Origin of the sequence: Streptomyces sp. NBC_00285 (assembly GCF_036174265.1) — a bacterium.
Classification (GTDB): Bacteria; Actinomycetota; Actinomycetes; order Streptomycetales; family Streptomycetaceae; genus Streptomyces.
Genome location: NZ_CP108055.1, coordinates 9,728,864 through 9,744,532 on the forward strand (window position 1 = coordinate 9,728,864; position 15,669 = coordinate 9,744,532).

A 15,669-nucleotide genomic window follows, 5' to 3' on the forward strand; every position below is an offset into this window, starting at 1 on the left:
GGTCAGCCTCCCAGCCGCTCGCTCATCAGGTTCGGTTTCGAGCCGTAGATCTCGACGGTCCCGAAGGACAGAAGTGACAGTCCCGTGCTCGCCAGAGCGCGCGGTTTGACGTCGATCGCGTTCGTGCGCTCCGGGCCGTAGGAGAAGGTGGTGTGCGGGCCGGCGATCCGCGCGTACTTCGACTGGAACGCCCGGTCGCTGCGCACGGGCAGCCACAGTGCACCGTCCGGGCCGCGCACCATGCACTCGGTATAGGTGTCGCCCAGCGGTGGGTACGTCGTGTGCCAGGCTCCATGTCCGGTCCAGGTCATCAGGTAGGTGCGGGCCACGCCGTCGACGTACCGGCTGCCGCCGATCGTGACCCGGCCCGACGGTTCGAGCAGGATCGTGTGCACGTTGCTGTTCGGTGGCAGCGGCACCTTTGCGTCCCGCCACGCCGTGCCGTCCCAGCGCAGGACGCCGGTCCCGTCGCTGGTGTCCGCCCAGGCCCAGGCGTCGGTGGCGGTACGCGCGGTGATCCCCATCAGGAACAGCACATCGTCCGGGGCGGCCTGTGCGGTCCAGCCGGAACCGTCGTAGTGCAGCACCTTCAGCCCGGTGTCGTCCTCACCGACCACCCACGCGCCACCCTGAACCGCGGTGAAGTCCTGGTAGGTCCACAGGGTCTGCGGTAGCGGGACGGTGCTCCACCCTCCCGCCGACCGGCGCAGGATCTCACCGTTCCCCGCGCGGTTGTGGAAGATCCACGCCTCCTTGCCGACGAACTGCACCTTGCCGAGCCAGCCCGGCTCACCAGTGCCGGGGAACGTGGTGTCCCGGCTCCACGCCGTGTCGTCCCACCGGTACAGGATCGGCCGCAGACCATTGGTGGCCTGCTCGTACCCGGTCGCCCACGCCTCCCCCGGCCCGCGGGCGGCGAGATCGGACACGGTCACCGGCGGGGCCGCGGCGGGTACCGGAAGTACCGTCCAGCTCGGCGGCACTGCGGCATCTCCCGGTGTCACGGCCGCAGCCGACGACACCGCCGTGACACACGCGATCACCAGGCAGACGATCACCGCACGGAGACCGTTCATGGGACCTCCCAGAGCGTGAAGGCCGCGCAGGCTATTGGCCTTCACCGAGCCGTGGACAGACCTCATTCGGCCTATCGTGGCGACTGTCGAGGGACGTGGGGCCGCTGTAGGCGCGAGCGCATTCGGTTCACCTGTCATCGGGGACGTAGCGGCGCGACGCGAGGCGTCGTATGCGCGCGGCCGCGTTGTGGACAACTTCGCCTGCCTGGCTGGGAGTTGTCACCTGGCGGCCGTCCGGCGGTTTTGCAGATGTCCGCCCGACCGCATGCTGGCGGCGGGCCGCTACTGGGTGAGCGCCCGACCGAGCTCGTCCTTGTCCCGGCTTGGAGCATGTCGAAGCGTGCACGGTCCGCCGGGTGGAGCCCGCCGTCGCCGCGGGCTGCCCGATTTCGTCGGCTTGGGTCAGGCGGGAGCTGTTGTCGCCTGGTCGGGCGTGGGCTCGAGGCGGACGACGAGGCCCTTCGACGTGGGCTGGTTGCTGATGTCGGCGACGCTGTCCAGCGGCACCAGGACGTTGGTCTCGGGGTAGTAGGCGGCTGCGGAGCCCGGCGCGGTCGGATAGGGGACGACCTCGAAGTTCTCGGCCCGGCGTTCGATGCCGTCCGCCCAGACGCTCACCAGGTCGACGCGGTCGCCCTGGCTGAGGCCGAGCGCGGAGATGTCGGAAGGGTGGACGAGGACGACGTGGCGGCTTCCGTGGATGCCGCGGTAGCGGTCGTTGAGCGTATAGGGGATGGTGTTCCACTGATCGTGCGAGCGCAGGGTCTGCAACAGCAGATGGCCCTCGGGCGCTTTCGGGACCACAGGCTCGTTGCGGGTGAACAGCGCTTTGCCCGCCGAGGTGTTGAACACGCCCTCGTTGACGGGGTTGGGCAGTTGGAAGCCGCCCGGGCGCGACACCCGCGCGTTGAAGTCGTGGAACCCCGGCACGATACGGGAGATGCGGTCACGGATCGTGCCGTAGTCCCCTTCGAACTGGCCCCAGGGGATGTCCGCCTTGCCGTCGAGGGTACGGCGGGCGAGTCGGCACAGAATGGCGACTTCGCTGAGCAACTGGTGGGATGCCGGTTCGAGGCGCCCCGTGGAGGTGTGCACCTCGCTCATGGAGTTCTCCACCGTGACGAACTGTTCGCCGTCGGCCTGGATGTCACGCTCGGTGCGGCCGAGGGTCGGCAGGATCAGCGCCGTATCACCGCAGACGGTGTGGGACCGGTTCAGCTTGGTGGAGATGTGGGCGGTCAGCCGGCACGAGCGCATCGCCTCTTCGGTGACCGCGCTGTCGGGAGCCGCGCGTACGAAGTTGCCTGCCAGGGCGAGGAACACCTTGACGCGGCCTTCGCGCATCGCCCTGATCGAGTTCACCGAGTCGAGTCCGTGCGGGCGCGGTGGATCGAAGCCGAACTCCTGCTGGAGCGCGTCGAGGAAGGAGTCCGGCATCTGTTCCCAGATGCCCATCGTGCGGTCGCCCTGGACGTTGCTGTGACCGCGGACCGGGCAGACGCCGGTACCTGCGCGCCCGAGGTTGCCGCGCAGCAGCAGGAAGTTGACGATCTCCCGGATGGTGGGCACACCGTGTTTGTGCTGGGTGATGCCCATCGCCCAGCAGACGACGACCCGTTCGCTGCGCAGGACGTCGTCGCGGACCTTCTCGATCTCTGCGCGGGTCAGTCCTGTCGCGGTGAGGACGTCGTCCCAGTCGACCGTGCGGGCGTGTTGGGCGAACTCCTCGAAGCCGGCGGTGTGGGCGTCGATGAAGTCGTGGTCCAGGACGGTGCCGGGACGGGCGTCCTCGGCTTCGAGCAGCAGCAGGTTGAGGGCCTGGAAGAGGGCGAGGTCGCCACCGGGCTTGATGTGCAGGAAGCGGTCGGCGATCTGGGTGCCTCGTCCGATGACGCCGCTCGGCTTCTGGGGGTTCTTGAAGCGCCTGAGCCCGGCCTCGGGCAGCGGGTTGACCGCCACGATGCGGGCGCCGTTGCCTTTGGCCTCCTCCAGGGCGGAGAGCTGGCGAGGATGGTTGGTTCCGGGGTTCTGGCCGACCAGGAAGATCAGGTCGGCGTGGTGCAGGTCGTCGAGGCTGACGGTGCCCTTGCCGGTGCCCAGCGTCTCGCTGAGGGCGAATCCGCTGGACTCGTGGCACATGTTGCTGCAGTCGGGCAGGTTGTTGGTGCCGAAGGCGCGGGCGAAGAGCTGCAGGACGAAGGCGGCTTCGTTGCTGGCCCGGCCGGAGGTGTAGAAGACGGCCTCGTCGGGGGAGTGGAGCGAGGTCAGTTCCTCGGCGAGCACGCCCATGGCTTCGTTCCAGCCGATGGGTTCGTAGTGGTCGGAGTTCGGACGCTTGATCAGCGGTTCGGTGAGCCGTCCCTGCTGGTTGAGCCACATGTCGGAGCGCCCGGCGAGCTCGGAGACGCTGTGCTCGCGGAAGAAGTCGGTGGTGATCCGGCGTGTCGTGGCTTCGTCGTTGATGTGTTTGGCGCCGTTCTCGCAGTACTCGTTGCGATGACGGCGCCCAGGGGCCGGATCGGCCCAGGCGCAGCCGGGACAGTCGATCCCGCCCACCTGGTTCATGGTGAGCAGATCCACCCCGGTCCTGCGCGCGGAGGTCTGCTCCAGGGAGTACTCCAACGCGTGCACGACCGCGGGGACTCCGGCTGCCCACTTCTTCGGCGGAGTCACGGAGAGGGTGGTCTCCGGCTCCTCACCGGGCGGGTTCTGCATCGCTTCGCCTTTCTCTTGCCGTGTCCGGTCCGCGGTTCAGCCGACGGGCCACTGCGCCACGCGGCTCCTGGGCGGTTCCGGGTGGTCGTGCTGCACTCGCCCGTTCCGGATGGTGCCTCGCCAGGCCCCGCCTTCCTGCCCCGTAGCCTCGATGAACTGCTTGAAGTTCTGGAGTTCGCGGCGCACGAGCCGGGCGGTCGCCTGCGCAGCCTTCGATGATCCGGTGAGCACTTTCGCCACTCCGCGCGGTTCGAGCAGCAGTCGGACGGTGACCGACGTGCCGCCGGACTCCGTCGGCCTGAACTCCACCTCGCCCTGGTGGGAGGGATGCTGCTCCAGGCCACGCCAGGCCAGGTAGGCGTCGGGGTCCTGCTCCACGATCTCCACCGCGAAACGGTGGCGCAGCGGTCCGTAGCCGATGGTCCAGGCCGTCACGGTGGGCCGGAGCTGTTCGACGCCGAGTACCGCGGTCGAGAAGCGGGGGAAGGTCTTGAACTGCGTCCACTGGTTGTACGCGGTCCGCACCGGCACCGCGATGTCGACCGTCTCCTCGACGTGCTGCTCCCGCAGCGGCCTGCGACGCGTGACACCTGCGCTGTCGGGGCGCATCCCCGGCGTGTTCGGGACGGCCTGCCGGGAGTCGTGTTCGCGCGCCATCGTGGCCTCTTTTCCGGTGAGGGAGGAGGGCATCCACGTACCCGGCTCCCTCTCGTGCGTCAGGGCTTCTCTACCGGTTCCCATATCGCGGTCTTCGAGTCGCCCGAATGCTCCAGCGTCCTGTCCGGGCCCGGTTTCGGGGGTCGGGCAGGCACAAGGGCTCGCCTGCGAGAGACTCTGACCGAACGCATCAGGGCTGGGCTCCGTCCGGTGGAGCTGTTGCTGATCATCGTCAGCCCTCACACGAGCGCACCCGCACCCGTGCTGTGGCGGCCGCATTCTCAGGGGACCCGGAGGCGGGCGTTGCCGCTACGCCGACGCAGATGGACGCTGTGCAGGGCCCGGGTCTACGCGGGTGGCGGGGGTCGTCGAAGTCGGTGAGGGGATCCCAGCCGACCGGTCGGAGTGGGCCCCGATCGGGTTGGGTTGCCAGGAGACCGTAGGCCGGGGTGAGGCAGAGCTCGCCCGTGTCCTTCGCTGCCCAGCGGCGGGTGGCCCACGCCGAGTCGGACGGACGGGATCCGGAGGTCATGGCCTCTTGGCGCGGTGAATGCCGGTTCGGCGGTGGTTGCGGCCCGGCTCGGTCAATCCCTTGATCCGCCCCAGAGCCAGGGGAAGACTGGCGTCCTGGTGCCCGTGCCATCGCAGGGCATGGCAATTTCGATGCCCTGGGAGTGCCCGTCGATGCCAGAGTTCGTGCCGGAACTTTCTCGCGGCTACTGGGCACGCTCCGCGACAGCCGACGACATCAACTCTGTCCATCACCTCGTCTCGGCGTGCGAGCGCGAGTTGTACGGCCGGGTGCAGACCGACTCCGGGGGCGTCGCCGCCGTTTTCGCCCGACCGGGGTTGGTCCCGGAGTTGGACACCCTGTTGATCCACGACCAGGCGGGGCACCTGGCCGCTCGTGCTTGGGTGAACCGGCGCTGCGAGGTGGACGTCCATCCCCGCCACCGCGGGCGGAGTCTGGGCGCCGTGCTGTTGGCCTGGGCCGAAAGCCGGGCCCGTCGGGCAGGGAGCGAACAGATCGTCCAGACCGTGCCTGCCGACGACGCGGGCGCCGTCGCCCTGCTGCGCTCCCGCGGCTACGAGCCGATGGTGAGCGAATGGCTGCTGGAGTTCACCATGCCCGATGAGCCGACGATGCCCGAGCCGCCCGCGGGCATCACGGTCCGGCCCTTCCGCTCCGGCGACGAGCACGACGCGTACCAGCTCATCGAGGATGCCTTCGACGAATGGCAGCAGCGCCGCAAGTCCTACGAGGAGTGGGCTCAGCACACCGTCGACCGTCCTACCTTCGCCCCTGCGATGTCCGCCCTGGCGTTCGCCGACGGTCAACTGGTCGGTGCGGTCCTCGCGTTGGACCTGCCCGAGACCGGGGAGGGGTACATCGAGCAGGTCGCCGTACGCAGTGACCACCGCAACAAGGGCATCGCCCGCCTGCTGCTGCGACACACGTTCCATGCCTTCCACCGGCAGGGCCGGCCCACGTGCACCCTCGGCACGCACTCCGACACCGGGGCACTCGCGCTGTATCTGAGCGTGGGCATGACCGTGCGTCGCAGCTCCACGGTCTTCCGGAAGACCTTGCGGACGGTCTAGATGATCAATCCCAAGGGTTTGGTGGTCATCGGCGGTCAGTGCACGCATGGCCGGTGTGGCCGGTGTGCCAGGTCGCGGCTGTGAGCGAAAGCGGTGGCAGGGCCTGCAGGGTGCATGACCGGCAGGCCCTGCATGGTGCGCATCAGGTGCAACCTCAGGCCTCGGAAGGACCGCGAGTGGCTGGCGCAGTAGCTACGGGCCGGAGCTGGGCACAGCACTCGGATTGGTCGTGTCGAAGCAGGCCCAGTCGGTGTCGGGGTCGACGTAGAAGGCGCCGGAATACCTCCCGCCTGTTACAGCGCGGTCGAAGGACTCGCTCCGTACCCACCGGGCGCCCTTGGGCATGAACTGCGTAAGTACGTCCGGTAGTTGGTTCGGCGTTGCGGGCAGGAAACCATGCTGCGGTGTCCCTGCGATGATGGCGGCGCCACCCGCTCTCAGCTGGGCGAGGCCCACCACGCGAACATCGGTGGGCCCTGGAACGGACCCCCTTGAATCGGTGCCCAGAACGACGCCGAGCCAATGGGCGTTGGAGAGCGGGCCCAGCGCGGCGAACCGCCGCTCCAGCGGTTCGGAGTCCGTACGGACCTTGTTTCCATCGGTGCCCTGCGCCGTCGACGTACACGCCCCGAGTACCGTCGCCGCGCCCAGCGCGAGCACGCCCCGACGTCTCGGACCCGCGAAGCCGCCCATAAGACCCGTTCTCCCTACGGCCCCTCACCCGAGCTCCTGATGCTAGCGGTCTCCTCAACGCCGCTGTCCCGGGAATTGATCATCTACGAGTGGACAAGCGGATGAAGCTGAAGCAGCGTCGAACCACGTTGCGCCGCTTGTAGAGCGGTTGGGCGAAGGACGGCGGGCGGGCCGAGACTCAGGAGTGTCCGCAGGAACATCGCCGCGCCCAGGGCCGCGCCCGACCGCAGTCGACGTGTCGTCCCGGGACCACCAGCCATGGGCTGACACCCGGCGAAGTCGGATGCACCACGCAAGTTAGGCTGCTCGTATGACTGAGGAGCGGGGCCCGTTGAAGCCGTCCGGTGTATGGGCTACAGCTGTGGGTGTTGCGCGGGTGAGGGCCCTGGAGACGGCACGGGAAGACCCGCTGTTCCGGGATCCACTGGCGGTCGCATTCGCCACCGCCGGGGGAGTGGGCCCGGGTTCGTCACGGCCCGAGCGCGCCAACGAGGCCGAGCGGCAGCGCTGGCTCGGGGTGGCCTCCTCGATCATCATCAGGACGAGGTTCCTGGACGACCTGCTGGACCGGGCCACCGAGGCCGGCATCCGGCAGGTCGTTCTGCTCGGCGCCGGAATGGACAGCAGGGCCTTCCGGCTGGGCTGGCCCGCGGCCACCAGGCTGTTCGAGGTCGACACCGCCGAGCCGCTGGACTTCAAGGCATCGGTGCTGCGCCAGGAGGGCGCTGTACCCGGCTGCGAGCGGATCACCGTCGCCGTGGACCTCCGCGAGGACTGGCCGAGCGCACTGGCTGCCGCTGGGCACGACCAGGCGCTGCCGACGGTGTGGATCGCCGAGGGGCTGCTGATCTACCTGCCGGAGGACGCGGTGGAACTCCTGCTCGACCGGGTCGGCGATCTGTCCGCCACGGGCAGCAGGATGGGCCTGACCTTGGGTTCCCGCGGGGTGCTCGCACGCTTCGCCGACGATGCCGCACCGGGCTCGGCGGCCTCCATGTGGGTCTCGGAGATGCCCGAGGACCCGGTGGGTTGGCTCTCCGGCCTCGGCTGGGACGCGGAGGCTTTCACCCTGCGCGACCGTGCCGCTGCCTACGGCCGCCCGATCAGCACCCCGCCGCAACTGGACGAGGGCCCGGGCGGGCTGATCTCGGCGGTGCGCCGCTAGGAATTGGGAGCAGCCATCACACCCACATCAGGTGCGATGCGAGGGTGACACTGCCTGACAGGTCTCGGTGGTCTTGCCGTGCCGGGAGGAGATGCCGCGGCGTTGCTTCGAGCGGCCGAACCAGAGTCGGGCCACGTTGTGCCGCTCGCGGAGCTGTTTGTCGAAGCCCCGCGGGCGTGCCCGCAATGGCTGCCGCGCTCGGAACCGGTTAGGGATCCGGTCGGCCTGAGGCGATGGCGCGCTGAAGCCGCTCATCGCGAGCACAGGACTGCATGGGGCGTCGGCCGACCGGCACGGCTCAGATCCAGGTGTCGAGCCACATCCTGGCGTGCCAGTCGGCGTACGGGATCGTCTGCCCGGAGTAGATCGGGAAGAAATAGATGAAGTTCCAGGCGATGAGCAGGACGAGCACACCCGCGGCCACCGCGCCACGTACCCGGCGCCCGTGGGCCGCGCCCGGCGGTCCCAGCAGGGCTGCCGACATCATGGCGACGGCCAGGCACAGGTACGGCAGGAAGACGATCGCGTAGAAGGAGAAGATCGTGCGGTCCTGGTACAGGAACCACGGCAGATAGCCGGCGCCCACCGCGCACAGGATGGCACCGGCGCGCCAGTCGCGGCGCAGCGCCCACCGGTAGAGCAGATAGCCGAGCGCGCAGCAGGCCGCCCACCACAGCAGCGGCGTGCCCAGGGCGAGGACCGTCTGCGCACAGTTGGTCGTGGTGTGGCAGCCGTCGGTGCCGGGGCGGGGTGACTCGTAGTGGAACAGCACGGGTCGGCCCATGACCGGCCAACTCCATGGATTCGACTCGTACTTGTGCGGAATGTGCAGCCCGATGTTGAACCGGTACACCCCCGACTCGTAGTGCCACAGACTGCGCAACGGCGCCGGAATCCACGACCAGGCCCCGCCGCGACCGTCCGCCCAGTGGCGTCCGTAGCCGTCGTCGGACAGGAACCAGCCGGTCCAGGTCGCCAGGTACGTCACGACGGCGACCGGGACGATGGTCAGCACCGACCGGCCCAGATCCCTGCGCAGCACGGCGCGGTAGGGGTGGCGCGCTCCCGCCACGCGGCGCGCGCCGACATCCCACAGCAGGGTGAGGATCACGAAGGAGACGAGGAAGTACAGACCGTTCCACTTGGTCGACGCCGCCAGACCCAGGAACAGGCCGGCCGCGGCTCGCCAGGGCCGTACTCCCGTCCCTGCGTGGTCACCGGTGTGCGCGTCGGGGCGTACCCGGCCGTCCTCGTCGGCCGGCAGGGCTGCCGCGAGCCGGGCGCGCGCGTGGTCGCGGTCGATGAGCAGGCTCGCGAACGCCGCCAGGACGAAGAACATGACGACGAGGTCGAGCAGAGCGGTGCGGCTCATGACGTAGTGCAGGCCGTCCATCGCCATCAGCGCCCCGGCGAGGCAGCCCAGCAGGGTCGAGCGGAACAGACGGCGCCCTGCCCGGCACAGCATCAGCACCGACAGGGTGCCGAGTACCGCTGTCATGAAGCGCCAGCCGAAGGGCGTCAGCCCGAACATCCACTCACCGGCGGCTATCACCCACTTGCCCGTGGGCGGGTGTGCGACGAAGGAGCCGGTGTCGGAGAGGGGGATCACCTGGGGGTCGGCCATGATCTGCGGGTCGGCGATCTTGCGTTCCGGCCAGGTGCCCTCGTAACCGAGCCGCAGCAAGGACCAGCCGTCCTTGGCGTAGTACGTCTCGTCGAACACCACCCTCCGTGGGCTGCCCAGACGCCAGAAGCGCAGCAGCCCGGCAAGCAATGCCACCAGCAGCGGCCCGCCCCACCCCGACCAGCGCGCCGCCGCCGGGGACAGCCCGAGCATGTGCCACAACTGCGGCCGTGGTGCGGGAAACGGTGGGACGAGGCGGTCGCGTACGGACCCGTGCGCGTTCTTGACGTGTCCGACGTACCCGAAATCCCGTAGCCGCCGCTGCCAGGAGTGCTGCCAGGAGTGCTGCCGGGAGACCGGCCGGCGATCCGCCACGTTCTGTGTCACGGAGGCGGACACGGGCGCGTTCTCATGGATCACGTGGTGGGCTTCCCGCTTGTCGTGAGGCGGTACGGCATCGGCAGCGGCCGAGTGGTGGCAGTGACGACGGATGCCGAACCCTCCTGGGCGGTCGACGCGGGGCGGACCACCGACGGCCCCGGGATGGGCTCGGCCGAAATGCCGGGGCGGGGCCCGGGCGCAGTGCCCCCGTGAGCGAAGGAGCTCGACAGGGCCATCAGCCCGACCCCGAGACCGGCGATCAGCAGCGCGGAACCGGTGGCCATCCATGCCGTCCGGGACCGCTGCCGGGCGCGCACGCCGGCTCGCAGGCGGTGTCGGTGCCGGTCTTCGTACGGCGTGTCCTGACGGCTGTCACGCATCATCCGCGCCAGGTCCTGCTCGAAGTGATCCATGGCTTCCTCTTCACTCCACTGGTTCGACCGCATCGGGCAGGAGTCGGCGCAATCGCGCGACACCGCGTGCCGTGAGAGAGCGGGCGGTGCCCACGGGGCACCCCAGCACCTCGGCGACCTGCTGCTCGGGCAGATCCTGGTAGTAGCGCAGTACGACGGCGGTTCGCTGTCGCGCCGGCAGCAACGCCAACATGGCTTCCAGCCGGGTCCGTTCGTCCACGGCGGCGGTCTCGTCCGCCACCTCGGGCGGATCGGGCAGCTGATCCACGGGACGCTCGCCCCACCAGCGACGCCGTGCCGAGCGTGCCGCGGCACGGGCCAGCACCTTGCGCACATACGCCTCGGGTGCCTGCTCGGCCACCTTCGGCCAGACGAACCACAGCTTGACGAGCGCCTCTTGCAGCAGATCCTCGGCCCGGTGCCGGTCTCCGCCGGTCAGCAGGCGCGCCAGGTGAAGCAACACCGACCATCGATCCGCGACGAAGCGGTCGAACTCATCGGCCCGCAACTGCCCCATCAGCGTCGCCCCTTGCCCCCTGCCGGACTCGCCGGCCTCTACCCCGTCGTCGTGGCGCAGGCGGCGGACACATTCATCGCCCCGTGCGCCGCCGGGCGACCGCGGACCCCCTACACCTTCTCTAAGACGCTGGACCCCACCTTGCTATGCACCCCCACTGTGTGGCGTGGATCACATGTCGCGAGGGAGGCTTCGTTCATGCGGCGCCTGACGGTGCGGTGGAGAGGCGACCCTGAAGGCATTCGTCCGAATTGTTTCGCATAGGACAACCTTTGCCAGGGCCTGAACGTCCAATGAACAACAGGAGGCACATTGCCTCCCACGGGGGGAGTGTTCACGTTCATGCTCAAGGTCAGCATCGTGGTACCCGTCTACAACGCGGGCCCTTACATCGACCTGTGCGCGCCGTCACTCTTACACCAGACCCTGGGGAAGGGCGCGTACGAAATCATCTACGTCGACGACGGGTCGACCGACGACTCCGGGCAGAGGCTCGACGCGCTGGCAGGCAAACACGCGCACGTGCGCGTGGTCCACCAGGAGAACTCCGGCTGGCCCGGCAAACCCCGCAACGTCGGCGTCCGGGAGGCTCGCGGCGAGTACGTCCAATTCGTCGACCAGGACGACGAGTTGACACCGGCGGCCCTCGAACATCTGCATCGACTGGCCGTCCGCAACCGTTCCGACATCGTGCTGGGCAAGGTCATCGGCACCATGCAGGGCCCGAGCAACGTCTTCAAGCGCACCGTCGAGCGCTGCACGGTCGAGGACGCGCCTCTCATCGAGAGCCTCACTCCGCACAAGATGTTCCGCCGCGACTTCCTGCTCGCCCACGACCTCAGGTTCCCCGAGGGCCCGGTGCGGCTGGAGGACCAACTCTTCATGGTCCGCGCCTATCTGCGCGCCAAGACGGTCTCGATCCTTGCAGACCACCCCTGTTACGTATGGAAGCGCCGGGACGACGGCGGCAACACCAGCAGCCGCGGCACCACCCCGGAGGACTACTACGGCCACCTGCGCACGGTTGTCGACGCCATAAAGCAGGAGACCCGATCCGGCCCCCTGCAGGACCACTTGCTCCGCCGCTCCTACCGTGTCGAACTCCTGCGCCCGGTGGGCGAACCCCGCGTCCTCAAGCGCACCGGCAAGAATCTCGAGCGCCATTTCGACGTTGTACGCGGCATGGCCCTGGAGGCCTACCCGCCCGGTGTCCGCGACGGCCTCCCCGCCCTCACCAGGCTGCGGGGACACCTGCTGGAGGAGGGCCATCTGGACTCCCTCGTCGAACTGGCCCGCCGCGTCCAGGGCATCAGGCCCGAGGTCACCGTCGACGACATCCGCTGGCGTGACGGAAAACTCCATGTCACCACCACGGTCGGCATGCGCCGCGCCGACGGTGAACCCCTCACCCTCGTCGAACGCTACGGCCGTATGCTCCTCGACCCCGACCTGCTGGCCGGCATCCGTGGCGCCGAGGGCTGGGAGGCGCCGCACCCCCTTGGGCACGCCCACGGTGAACTCCTCGTCCACGACACGGCCCAGGACCTGTGGTGGTACCCGGATGCCGACCTGATCCCGCGCACACAACCGCTCGGCGGCGGCCGCCACCGTGTCGTACTCACCGGCGAGACCGTCATCGACCCGCTCACCCTGGCAGGCGGTCGGCCGATGGCGCCCGGCACCCACATGGTGTGGGCGAGTGCCCAACTCCTCGGGGTGGGCCGCAGGGCGCGGGTGACCCGCGGCGACGACGCAACGCGCCGTGCGGGCCCGGGCATTGGGGCGGGTCTCGGTCCGGGCTTCGGCTCGGTCAGGGTCGGCAGTTCGCCCCACCTGGTGATCTCGGGCTGGGGTGGCGGCCCGGCCGGCCAACTCCGCCTCGCCGTGCGCCCTCCGGGCCGGGCCACGCTCGCGCACCGCATCCTCCTGCGCACCACATCGGCCCCGCACCTGCGCCGAACGGCCCGTACCGTCCTCGACCAACTCCCCCCGGACGTACGCCGCCGGGCGAGGAAGCTGGCGCGCAGGGCGGATCCCTGGAGCGGCGGCTGAGGAAAGAGGAGAGGACGCCAGGCTTCCCGGCCCCTGTCGGGCCCTCCGCGCGCCGCGCCAGATGCTCGTGGAGCGACGGTCGCCTCTTGCTGCGGGGAGGCGATGGGCGGACGGCCCGATGCGGCAGCGCCTATCGCCGGGGAAGGGAGGCCGCGACCCGGTGTGCTGACCGCCGGCTCGGTGAGCAGACGAACCGTGATACCCGGCTGGCGGGCCTCGGCGCTCGGCAGCATGCACCGGATGGTCCGTACCGCGGGCCCGGTCCTGCTGGATGACTCCGTTCTTCCTGGTGAGATCCCCGCTCCCGTGAAGGCGGCTGCCGGGCCGGGCCGGGGTCTCGCAGAATATTTCGAAAGTTCGAGGAATGTCGTTCGGTGACCGGGGTATACGCGTGCTTGCCGGATGCTGGTCCGGCAAGGACGAGACCGATCAGCCGGGAGGGGCTCATCATGACGACGGCCACCGTGCAAGCCGCTCAGCCGATTTTGGAGGTTCCCGAGATCGCGGAACCGTCCAAGGTCGCGCCCAAGGACGCACGAGAGTTGTCGAGGCTGTTCTTCGATCAGCTCACGGTCTTGGACGAGGGCACGCCCGAGTACCAGTACGCGCGCAACACGCTGATCGAGATGAACATGTCCCTCGTCCGATACGCGGCCGGCCGGTTCCGCAGCCGTGGCCCGGAGGAGATGGAGGACATCGTCCAGGTCGGCATGATCGGCCTGATCAAGGCGATCGACCGGTTCGAGCTGACGCGCGAGGTGGAGTTCACGTCCTTCGCCGTCCCCTACATCGTCGGCGAGATCAAGCGGTTCTTCCGCGACACCTCCTGGGCCGTGCACGTGCCGCGGCGACTGCAGGAAGCCCGCGTCCAACTGGCGCGCGCCAATGAGGAACTGCACACCCGGCTGGGTCGTACGCCGACGATCCGGGAACTCTCCGAGCTGATGAGCCTTCCGGAGCAGGAGGTCGTCGAGGCCCAGCTGGCTTCCAACGGCTACAAGTCGGCCTCCCTGGACGCGGCCATCAGCGGCAGTGAGGACGGCGAGGCCGCACTGGCGGACTTCATCGGCAACGAGGACGCCGCCCTCGGACTGGTCGAGGACTTCCACACCCTCGCACCGATGATCGCCGAACTGGACGAACGTGACCGGCAGATCATCCACTGGCGCTTTGTCGACGAACTCACCCAGGCCCAGATCGGCGAGCGTCTCGGCGTCTCCCAGATGCACGTGTCGCGCTTGATCACGCGCCTCCTGGCCCGGCTGCGCGAAGGCATGCTCAGTACCCACTGACGGGTGGTGGTCCGGCAGTCGACGCTGCTCCCGTAAGTCTCCTGCAGCCGCTACGGCCCGCAGAGCATGAGAAGGCGTCGACCGCTGTAGCCGCCTTCCGGCAGGGCACCGCTGCCGGACAGCCCTCACCGCACGCCGTACCTGTTAGAGGTACGGCGTGCGGTGAGGGCTTTTGGCTCATTCCCTGTGAGCGGACTTCGCCAACTCCGCGTTGAACTGAGCGCCGACGAGAAGTGCCAGGTTGGACAGCCACAACCAGATCAGGAAGATCACGGCACCTGCCAGCGAACCGTACAGACGGTTGTAGGTGCTGACGTGTGACGTGTAGACGGCGAATCCGAGCGAGACGGCCAGCAGGAGCAGCACCGCCAAGGTGCCCCCGGGAGCCATCCGCCGGACAGGGCGCGAGGCTGTCGGGCCCGAACGGTACAGAACGAGCACCAGGGCGACGGCGACCACCGCTATGACGGGCCAGCGCAGTGTGTCCCATGCCGAGCGGGGTCCGGTGCCCAGATCCAGCGCCCTGCCCAGATGCCGGGCCAGGTCACCGGTGAGAAGCAATGCGAGGGTCGATGTGAGGAGCAGGGCGATCAGGACCAGGGCCGTGGCGATGATGCGCGGAGCGGTACGCCAGACCGGCCGGGCGGCGTTTTTCCGCTGCATGGCGTACAGCGCCCGGCGGAAGACGCTCAGATAGCTGCACCCCGACCACAGGGCTCCCGTACCGCCGACGAAGATCAACGTCCATGCCGCCGACGACTGTTCCGCCATCTGCTGCAGGGTGCTGCGCAGCAGAGCGTGGGACGCGGTCGGAGCGGCCTGCACCATGCGGTCGATGACGTCCGGCTTGGCGGTGGGCATGGTCAGCCCCAGGATCGAGAGCAGCACCAGCAGCAACGGGAACAGGGCCAGAACCGCGTAATACGTCAGCGCGGCGGCCCAGTCCGTGACGTCGTCGTCCCAGACGGTCACCGGCGTCCGCCGTAGTGCCGCCCACCAACGCGCCGTACGACTGCCTGCGTCATCCATGGCGCGGATGTTCTCACTCTCCGTCCTCGGGCACGACATCTTGTGCCGGTTCACCGCGTCACCGGATCCCTGGGCGGCGCCCTCTACATGGGGACTTCTCAAACGCGCTTCGGGCCCGACCATTTCGTGGTGCTCGGTTAAGAAGGCGCAGCAATTTCCTGGAGGCACGCGATAGTCGGCTGGTTCCCCGAGGATCCCTGCGCAAACAGAGCTTTTTTGGTGAATGGTGGTCGAATTGCAGGGCGGACGGACGTCCAGGTTCTGCCTCTCACGCTGCTCCTCCTCCGAGGCCCAGGTCCAGCGCAGTCGGAAAACGGCCATCGGCTTGGCCGTGCAGAAGGGCGGCCATGGTCGAAGAACGGTGCGCTGGACCTGGGCCTCGACAGACGTACCCCTGCCGTGGCCGCGGTGACGGGAGCTCTACTGGGGCAATCGCCTGAGCCAGGACGAGGC

At 68.9% G+C, this 15,669-nt stretch carries 12 protein-coding genes; 4 read left to right on the forward strand and 8 right to left on the reverse strand.

Features of this window, described 5'->3' with window-relative positions; all coding sequences use genetic code 11:
- Nucleotides 1–2 precede the first annotated feature (2 nt).
- The 3 genes from OHT57_RS44505 to OHT57_RS44515 all read right to left on the reverse strand — a co-directional run bounded on the left by OHT57_RS44505 (nt 3) and on the right by OHT57_RS44515 (nt 4,448).
- A complete protein-coding gene (locus OHT57_RS44505; protein ID WP_328752674.1) occupies nt 3–1,076 on the reverse strand; it encodes a hypothetical protein in 1,074 nt (357 codons plus the stop codon).
- A gap of 402 nt (nt 1,077–1,478) precedes the next feature.
- Nucleotides 1,479–3,791: an FdhF/YdeP family oxidoreductase gene (locus OHT57_RS44510; RefSeq protein ID WP_328752675.1), complete on the reverse strand. Its 2,313-nt coding sequence runs from the start codon at nt 3,789–3,791 to the stop codon at nt 1,479–1,481.
- Nucleotides 3,792–3,827: 36 nt separating this feature from the next.
- Nucleotides 3,828–4,448, reverse strand: coding sequence for an SRPBCC family protein (locus OHT57_RS44515; protein ID WP_328753505.1), 621 nt, complete (start codon nt 4,446–4,448; stop codon nt 3,828–3,830).
- Nucleotides 4,449–5,132: 684 nt separating this feature from the next.
- Here OHT57_RS44515 and OHT57_RS44520 point away from each other — a divergent pair.
- Nucleotides 5,133–6,050 carry a GNAT family N-acetyltransferase gene (locus tag OHT57_RS44520; RefSeq protein WP_328752676.1) on the forward strand — a complete coding sequence of 306 codons (918 nt, stop codon included), beginning with the start codon at nt 5,133–5,135 and terminating at the stop codon, nt 6,048–6,050.
- Nucleotides 6,051–6,242: 192 nt separating this feature from the next.
- Here OHT57_RS44520 and OHT57_RS44525 read toward each other — a convergent pair whose 3' ends face one another.
- Nucleotides 6,243–6,743: a hypothetical protein gene (locus tag OHT57_RS44525; protein WP_328752677.1), complete on the reverse strand. Its 501-nt coding sequence runs from the start codon at nt 6,741–6,743 to the stop codon at nt 6,243–6,245.
- A gap of 310 nt (nt 6,744–7,053) precedes the next feature.
- Between OHT57_RS44525 and OHT57_RS44530 the strand changes: the two genes are divergently transcribed.
- Nucleotides 7,054–7,908 carry a class I SAM-dependent methyltransferase gene (locus OHT57_RS44530; RefSeq protein ID WP_328752678.1) on the forward strand — a complete coding sequence of 285 codons (855 nt, stop codon included), beginning with the start codon at nt 7,054–7,056 and terminating at the stop codon, nt 7,906–7,908.
- 298 nt (nt 7,909–8,206) lie between these two features.
- Here OHT57_RS44530 and OHT57_RS44535 read toward each other — a convergent pair whose 3' ends face one another.
- From OHT57_RS44535 to OHT57_RS44545, 3 genes are read right to left on the reverse strand one after another with little or no spacing between them, the layout of a single operon-like run.
- On the reverse strand, nt 8,207–9,907 hold the full coding sequence (locus OHT57_RS44535) for a dolichyl-phosphate-mannose--protein mannosyltransferase (RefSeq protein ID WP_443053653.1): 1,701 nt from the start codon (nt 9,905–9,907) through the stop codon (nt 8,207–8,209).
- A gap of 41 nt (nt 9,908–9,948) precedes the next feature.
- Entirely contained in the window at nt 9,949–10,326 is a 378-nt protein-coding gene (locus OHT57_RS44540; RefSeq protein WP_328752679.1) for a hypothetical protein, read from the reverse strand.
- Nucleotides 10,327–10,336: 10 nt separating this feature from the next.
- Nucleotides 10,337–10,843 carry a SigE family RNA polymerase sigma factor gene (locus OHT57_RS44545; RefSeq protein WP_328752680.1) on the reverse strand — a complete coding sequence of 169 codons (507 nt, stop codon included), beginning with the start codon at nt 10,841–10,843 and terminating at the stop codon, nt 10,337–10,339.
- Nucleotides 10,844–11,185: 342 nt separating this feature from the next.
- Between OHT57_RS44545 and OHT57_RS44550 the strand changes: the two genes are divergently transcribed.
- Both OHT57_RS44550 and OHT57_RS44555 read left to right on the forward strand, forming a co-directional pair.
- Nucleotides 11,186–12,895 carry a glycosyltransferase gene (locus tag OHT57_RS44550; RefSeq protein WP_328752681.1) on the forward strand — a complete coding sequence of 570 codons (1,710 nt, stop codon included), beginning with the start codon at nt 11,186–11,188 and terminating at the stop codon, nt 12,893–12,895.
- Nucleotides 12,896–13,344: 449 nt separating this feature from the next.
- A complete protein-coding gene (locus tag OHT57_RS44555) occupies nt 13,345–14,187 on the forward strand; it encodes an RNA polymerase sigma factor SigF (RefSeq protein WP_328752682.1) in 843 nt (280 codons plus the stop codon).
- Nucleotides 14,188–14,364: 177 nt separating this feature from the next.
- On the opposite strand, the gene OHT57_RS44560 is transcribed toward OHT57_RS44555, so the two are convergent.
- Nucleotides 14,365–15,216 carry a YihY/virulence factor BrkB family protein gene (locus OHT57_RS44560; RefSeq protein ID WP_328752683.1) on the reverse strand — a complete coding sequence of 284 codons (852 nt, stop codon included), beginning with the start codon at nt 15,214–15,216 and terminating at the stop codon, nt 14,365–14,367.
- Nucleotides 15,217–15,669: the final 453 nt, after the last annotated feature.